Raw genomic sequence first — 6596 nt, 5'->3', positions numbered from 1 at the left:
CCGAAAACGAAGAGAGCTCCACGGTAGGATAGGTACTTGTGAATACTTCAGCACCGCGATCTTCGTTTGGCACTTTCGTCCACAGCGTGAGCTTGCCGAATGTACTCACGTGCATTCGCATCGCCCTGATCCCGGTGTTCCTCTGGCTGATCCTGACCTCCGGGGATTGGGAAGTACCGGGTGCTGATCCCGACCTGGCCCACCGCTGGTGGGCACTGCTCGCCTTTAGCCTGCTGATGTTCACCGACCAGCTGGACGGCTACTTGGCCCGGCGCTACGAGGTCATCACCGACTTCGGCAAGCTGGCCGACCCGATAGCGGATAAGGCACTGATGATTTCCGCTTTCGTCAGCCTGAACATTTTGGGCGAGCTGCCGTGGTGGGTCACCGCGATCGTCGTGGTACGCGAGCTGGGCATCACCGTTTGGCGCATGGTGTTGGCACGCAAGGGCAACGTCGTTCCTGCTTCTAAGGGCGGCAAGCTAAAGACGGTTCTGCAAACCCTCGCGGTGTTCCTCTACATCCTGCCTTTCGGTGGGGTGGTACAAACCATCGCGGTGATCGTGATGGGCGTGGCCGTGGTGCAGACGGTAGTTACCGGTGTGCAGTACATCCTGGATTCGCGCAAGGAAAACGCTTAGATGAGGGTGAACCCTGCCGCCGAACACCTAGTCCGGGAGTTCACCCGGCGGGGGCGGACGATCGCGACGGCAGAATCCCTAACCGCAGGGCTGTGCGCGGCCACGATTGCAGAGGTACCTGGGGCTTCGGCGGTTTTACGCGGTGGCGTCATTGTCTATGCAACAGAACTCAAGCACGATCTGGCGGGAGTGAGAGAGGAAACCCTGCGTGCGCATGGACCGGTGGCGGCGGAGACCGCGGCGGAGCTGGCAGAGGGGGCGGCGCGGCGCTGCGGAGCAGATGTTGGTGTGGCGCTGACGGGCGTGGCCGGGCCCGACCCGCAGGATGGGCACCCGGTGGGAGAGGTCTTCATTGGGATCTACGATCATGCGCGGGGAGTGCGGGTGGAGAACCTGTACCCAGAGTTCGTGCGGCGGGAGAGCGAAGGAGAGTTCGCAGGGGTGGATGCGGCGCAGCTGCGTGCGAAAATTCGCCAGTTCAGCGTAAACCGCGCGCTGGAAATGGCTAGCGCGTAAACTGGCGGGAACAAATGCGCCGCCCGAGACGTTGGGATGATTGATGAGTCACAATACTATGGTCATGGATACGGTTGCGGTGGAGCGTCCGGCCGAGCGGATGCCCGCGGACGAACCGCTGCTGCGGGAGGCGCTGGGGGCGACCCTGAAGGAATACCGCACCAATAACGGTTTCACGTTGCGTCAGCTAGCCTCGCTGGCAAATGTCAGCCCGGGCTACCTGTCCGAGCTGGAGCGTGGCCGCAAGGAAGTTTCCTCCGAACTGCTGGCCAGCGTGTGCCACGCGATGGCGGTTTCGGTGGCTTCGGTGATCCTGGAAGCTGCATCGATGATGGCCCTGGATGCGGCGGCTGCTGAGCTGGCTGCGAACATGGCGGCGGGTGCAGTGGAACGAGCCTAAGCGCAGGGGTGCGCGTCGGATTCTTGGTAGTATTATCCGCGCAAAAGAAATATTTTTAGCCCGTTTTAACCTCTCAATGAAGGAGCAGTAGCTCATGGCCAATCCGTTCGTAAAGGCGTGGAAGTACCTGATGGCGCTCTTCGACAACAAGATCGAAGAAAACGCCGATCCGAAGATTCAGATCGAACAGGCCATCGCGGAGGCACAGAAGCAGCACCAGGCACTATCCCAGCAGGCAGCGGCTGTTATTGGCAACCAGCGTCAGCTGGAAATGAAGCTGAACCGCCAGCTCGAAGATGTAGAGAAGCTGCAGGCCAACACTAAGCAGGCGCTGAATCTTGCCGACAAGGCCCGCGCCCAGGGCGACCAGCAGAAGGCCATGGAGTACGAAAACGCTGCCGAGGCTTTCGCCGCACAGCTGGTTACGGCGGAGCAGTCGGTGGAGGACTTGAAGAGCCTGCACGACCAGGCTCTGCAGCAGGCGGCCCAGGCCAAGCAAGCCGTGGAGCGCAACTCCATGCAGCTGCAGCAGAAGGCCGCTGAGCGCACCAAGCTGCTGAGCCAGCTGGAGCAGGCGAAGATGCAAGAAAAGGTCGCCGATTCCCTGCAGTCCATGAACGCCGTTACCTCCAATGGTTCCCCGAACCTGGATCAGGTGCGCGAGAAGATCGAGCGCCGCTACGCCAACGCTTTGGGGCAGGCCGAGCTGGCACAGAACTCCGTGCAGGGCCGCATGGCGGAGGTCGAGCAGGCGGGCATCCAGATGGCCGGACACTCCCGCCTGGAGCAGATCCGTGCGGAGATGCAGGGTGGTGCGAACAACCAGTTGGGCGGCGCGCAGCAGCAGGAAGCCATCGAGCAGGCCCAGCCGCAGGCGGGCAACGTCAGCCAGGATGCAGTGGCCGAGCGCATGCGCCAGCTGCGAGGCGAAAGCTAGTTTTCAGCTAGTTACCGACTCCGCGGGACTTCAGCGCCTCTCCGAGGCGACGGGCCCGCAAAAGGCTGCGAACAATCACCGGCACGCCGAAGGCAAGCACGGAGCGCGATGCGCCCCGTGCTTTTCTTGCGTCTAACACCTCGTTGACCGTCAGCGCCGTCAGCGGAATCAGGCGGATGGTCAGCGCCACCAGCAGGCTGATCGTTTCCACGGGCAGGCCTATCTTGCCCAGCGGGCGCAGGCCCGCCTCGACTGCATCCATGAGTTGCCCGATGGTGGTCGTCAGGGTCAGCAGGGTCGCCATGGCCACCGCACAGAGGATCACCACAAAGTAGGTCAGCGCGGTGGGGAAGTCCCGCTGCCACCACAGCAGCGCGGCGAAGGCCAGCAGCAGCACGGCGGGCGCGAGCAGCTGGCGTAGCGCCAAGCTCACCGGGATTCGCGCCACCGCGTAGCACGCGATGGTAAAAGCGGCGACAGCCCCTGCCTGCCACGGCACGGTCGCCCAGATGGCGCTACCGACCAGGAAAAAGAAGAGTAGAAAAATTTTTAGACCCGGTCGGGCGCGGTGCAGAATCGACTGCCCCGGGTGGTACACCGACAGCGGAACGTTGATGTGGAGGGGTTTTGCCATTATTTACCTACCCGCCGAAGCTTGCCACGTAGTCGGCGATCACGCGGCCGGCTGGGCCGTCGCTGCGTACCTCGCCGTCGGCGATCCACAGAACGCGGTCCATGCCTTCTAAAAGCTCCAGGTCATGAGTCACCACGATCAGCTGTTGCGGCAGCTCCGCCAGCCGGCGGGCGATCATCTTTCGGTTGCCGAGGTCCAGCAGGGTGGTGGGCTCATCGGCGATCACCAGCTCTGGCTCCACGACCAGTACCGAGGCCAAGGCAAGCAGTTGCTTTTCGCCACCGGAAAGGAAGTGGGGCGAGGCGTCCGCTAGGTACTCCAGCCCCATGGTGCGCAGCATGGCGGTTGCCCTTTCTTCCCTTTCGCGGCCGCTTTTGGTGGTTGTGCGCAGGGAGAACGCGACGTCCTCGGCGACCGTGGGCATGATGATCTGGTTGTCGGCGTCACTAAAAACGAACCCCACCTTGCGTCGCACCTCGCGACCGCGTTTGGCCACATTGAGCCCCGCGACGCGCACTTGCCCACTGGTGGGCTCAGCCAGCCCGTTGATGAGGCGCACAAGGGTGGATTTGCCGGAGCCGTTGGCGCCGATGATGCCGATGCGGCGTTCGTCGAGGGAGAGGTTGATGTCCCGGAGGACGGTGCGTTGGCCGGTAGCGGTATCGAAGGTGACGCCCACGTTCTCGAATTCGATGCGGGACATACTTTAGGCCTTGCGCTTGGTCGGCAGCAGGTCTGGCACCGCCTTGGTGACGGCCAGGGCGATGGCAACGGCGAGCGTGACCTTGATGAGGTCGCCGGGGATGAATGGGGTGTTGGCCGCGACGGCAGTGCTGAAGTCGTAGCCGAGGCGCACCATCAGGCCGATCGATCCACAGAGGTATTGGTTGATTACGCCGACGATGCTGGCGAGGAAGAACACGGCAGCGCGGGCATTGCCGTTGCGTGGCGCGTACTGGGCGATCAGGCCGATGACGAAGGCGGCGATGATATAGCCGACGATGTAGCCGACGGTGGGGCCTGCGACGGCTGCGGCGGCGGGCTTCCAGCCGGCCATGTTCGGCACGCCGACGAAGCCCACGGCGATGAATAGGGTGGTGGCCAGGCCGCCGCGCCAGAAGCCCAGGATGAGGGAGGCCAGAACGATGCCCATATTTTGCAGGACGATGGGCACGCCGGCTACGCCGATGGGCAACTGCACGCCGCCGAGGACGATAATGAGGGCGGCGAAGACGGCGATGTACGCGAGGTCTACCGCCTTAAATTTTGTAGTTTCTGAGGATGACATAAGTATGATGATAACCCATGCGACCCAAAACTTGAACACTGTTCAAGGCTGGATTCTCGGGGTGGGGGTGTACATTGGTAGACCATGCGCAGAACAGAGTTTGATCGGCTGACTTTGGGCGAATTCGGCGATAGCTTCCGGGCTTTCATTGCGGATACTCACGTGCTGAGTTCGCTGGGGGATACGCCCGTCGCGCTAATCGAACAGGGGTATGATCCCCGCGATGTATGGTTGGCGCTGTGTGATGACTTTGATGTGCCCGAAGAACGCCGTCTGGGTGAGGATATCTAGGATTTTCTTTATTGACGCACTCAGTCTGACCTGGTGGGGTGGCCGGTTAAACAATCGAACAAAGGTTCGTGTAGGGTGTGTGTCGGAAACGATGGTTGTCCGCGCGGTCGAGTACAACTATCAATGAACCTTTTCGGAGCGCTACCGGTCTAAGGACATCGGGGGTGCGAAGAAGATGACGATTTTGAACACACCGGAAATAAACACACCGGACGTCACAGCAGATGTAAGGAGCAGCAACTCTATGCCACCGAAGAAGAAGCAGACCGCCGCGGCGGGGAAGGATCGGTCGAAGGCGCTGGAGCTTGCGATGGCGCAGATCGAGAAGGACTTTGGCAAGGGTGCGATCATGCGCCTGGGTGACGATACCCGCCCGCCAATCCAGGCAATTTCTTCTGGCAACATCGCAATCAACGCGGCGCTGGGCATTGGTGGTTTCCCGCGCGGCCGCGTGGTCGAGATCTACGGTCCGGAGTCCTCCGGTAAGACCACTGTGGCGCTGCATGCAATCGCGGAGGCACAGCGTGCCGGCGGCATCGCGGCTTTCGTGGACGCGGAGCACGCGCTGGACCCGGAGTACGCCCGCGCGCTGGGCGTGGACACAGACGCGCTGCTGGTTTCCCAGCCGGATACGGGCGAGCAAGCGCTGGAGATCGCGGACATGCTGATCCGCTCGGGAGCTATCGACATCATCGTGGTGGACTCCGTGGCGGCGCTGACGCCCAAGGCGGAGATCGACGGCGAAATGGGTGACTCGCACGTTGGCCTGCAGGCTCGCCTTATGAGCCAGGCTCTGCGCAAGATGACCGGTGCGCTGTACCAGACGGGCACGACCGCAATCTTCATTAACCAGCTGCGCGAGAAGATCGGCGTGATGTTCGGTTCTCCGGAGACCACCACCGGTGGTAAGGCGCTGAAGTTCTACGCTTCCGTGCGCTGCGATATTCGCCGCATCCAAGCCCTGAAGGATGGCCAGGACGTGGTGGGCAACCGAACCCGTCTGAAGATTGTGAAGAACAAGGTTTCGCCGCCGTTCAAGATCGCGGAGTTCGACATCCTCTACGGCGAAGGCATTTCGCGGGAGGGCTCCATCATTGACCTGGGCGTGGAAACCGGCCTGATTAAGAAGTCCGGTTCCTGGTTCACCTACGACGGTGACCAGCTGGGCCAGGGTAAAGAAAAGGCCCGCGAGTTCCTCAAGAACAACCCGGATCTATCCGCGGAGCTGGAGGATCGCATTGCCCGCGAGCTGAAGATCGGCCCGTACGCCAAGACGAAGGACGAGACAGCTGGGGAAGCCGCTGGGGAGCAGGCGGATGAGGACAAGCCCATTGAGCTGAGCCCGAACTTCGACGATGACGATGCCAACTGACGATGCCGATTAGGCATAGCGAGCGCGACCAGAAGATAGCCGCACTGCGGCAGGCCATCGCCAACTACTCGCCCGGCGAGGGTGAGGGGTTCGTCGATGCGGCGGAAGAGGAAAGACTTGCGCCGATCAAGGCCAAGGCGGTGCGGTTGATTAACCACCGAGCACGTTCCACGGCGGAGCTGCGCCAAAGGCTGCTCGAAGCTGAGTTCGAGCCCGAGGGCGTGGAGGAGGTCATTGACCGCTGCACGGCAAGTGGGATGCTGGACGATGCTCAGTTCGCCCAAGAGTGGGTTCGGCAGCGGGAGAAGAACCAGAAGAAATCCGTCGCCGTTCTGCGCCGAGAGCTGCAACGCAAGGGCATCTCCCAGGTGTTGATCGAGGACGCGCTGGCACAGGTGGACGAGGAATCCCAGGAGCAGATCCTGGAAGAACTCGTGACCAAAAAGGCGGCCAGCCTAAAGACCCGTCCCGCCGACCGCAAGGAATACGACAAGGCACTGCGCCGCGTAGTGGGCGT

The 6596-nt window shown here is 61.9% G+C and carries 10 protein-coding genes; 7 read left to right on the top strand and 3 right to left on the bottom strand.

Annotation, left to right across the window (positions count from 1 at the left end; genetic code table 11):
- Window positions 1–38: 38 nt before the first annotated feature.
- From pgsA to Q0331_RS03730, 4 genes are all read left to right on the top strand, one after another.
- Window positions 39–641: a CDP-diacylglycerol--glycerol-3-phosphate 3-phosphatidyltransferase gene (pgsA, locus tag Q0331_RS03745; protein ID WP_298075001.1), complete on the top strand. Its 603-nt coding sequence runs from the start codon at window positions 39–41 to the stop codon at window positions 639–641.
- Window positions 642–1157, top strand: a complete 516-nt coding sequence (locus Q0331_RS03740; protein ID WP_298074999.1) for a CinA family protein — start codon at window positions 642–644, stop codon at window positions 1155–1157.
- Window positions 1158–1215: 58 nt separating this feature from the next.
- Window positions 1216–1557 (top strand): helix-turn-helix domain-containing protein, encoded by a 342-nt coding sequence (locus Q0331_RS03735; RefSeq protein ID WP_034987723.1) that lies wholly within the window; start codon window positions 1216–1218, stop codon window positions 1555–1557.
- A 94-nt stretch (window positions 1558–1651) separates the two neighbouring features.
- On the top strand, window positions 1652–2494 hold the full coding sequence (locus Q0331_RS03730) for a PspA/IM30 family protein (protein WP_298074997.1): 843 nt from the start codon (window positions 1652–1654) through the stop codon (window positions 2492–2494).
- 7 nt (window positions 2495–2501) lie between these two features.
- Here the strand turns inward: Q0331_RS03730 and Q0331_RS03725 are convergent, their stop codons facing one another.
- Genes Q0331_RS03725 through Q0331_RS03715 form a run of 3 tightly spaced genes read right to left on the bottom strand, consistent with a single transcriptional unit; the run spans window position 2502 to window position 4416 of the window.
- Window positions 2502–3128 (bottom strand): energy-coupling factor transporter transmembrane protein EcfT, encoded by a 627-nt coding sequence (locus tag Q0331_RS03725; RefSeq protein ID WP_298074995.1) that lies wholly within the window; start codon window positions 3126–3128, stop codon window positions 2502–2504.
- Between the two features lie 7 nt (window positions 3129–3135).
- On the bottom strand, window positions 3136–3831 hold the full coding sequence (locus tag Q0331_RS03720) for an energy-coupling factor ABC transporter ATP-binding protein (protein ID WP_298074994.1): 696 nt from the start codon (window positions 3829–3831) through the stop codon (window positions 3136–3138).
- Window positions 3832–3834: 3 nt separating this feature from the next.
- Window positions 3835–4416 carry a biotin transporter BioY gene (locus Q0331_RS03715; protein ID WP_298074992.1) on the bottom strand — a complete coding sequence of 194 codons (582 nt, stop codon included), beginning with the start codon at window positions 4414–4416 and terminating at the stop codon, window positions 3835–3837.
- Window positions 4417–4500: 84 nt separating this feature from the next.
- Here Q0331_RS03715 and Q0331_RS03710 point away from each other — a divergent pair, with 84 nt between their 5' ends.
- The 3 genes from Q0331_RS03710 to Q0331_RS03700 all read left to right on the top strand — a co-directional run.
- Window positions 4501–4707 carry a DUF3046 domain-containing protein gene (locus Q0331_RS03710; RefSeq protein ID WP_298074990.1) on the top strand — a complete coding sequence of 69 codons (207 nt, stop codon included), beginning with the start codon at window positions 4501–4503 and terminating at the stop codon, window positions 4705–4707.
- Between the two features lie 244 nt (window positions 4708–4951).
- Window positions 4952–6079, top strand: coding sequence for a recombinase RecA (gene recA, locus Q0331_RS03705; protein ID WP_298074988.1), 1128 nt, complete (start codon window positions 4952–4954; stop codon window positions 6077–6079).
- A gap of 2 nt (window positions 6080–6081) precedes the next feature.
- A partial coding sequence (locus Q0331_RS03700) for a regulatory protein RecX (protein ID WP_298074986.1) occupies window positions 6082–6596 on the top strand: 515 nt, incomplete at its 3' end.

Source organism: uncultured Corynebacterium sp., from assembly GCF_937999985.1.
Lineage (GTDB): Bacteria > Actinomycetota > Actinomycetes > Mycobacteriales > Mycobacteriaceae > Corynebacterium.
This window is presented reverse-complemented; position numbering and strand designations above follow the sequence as displayed.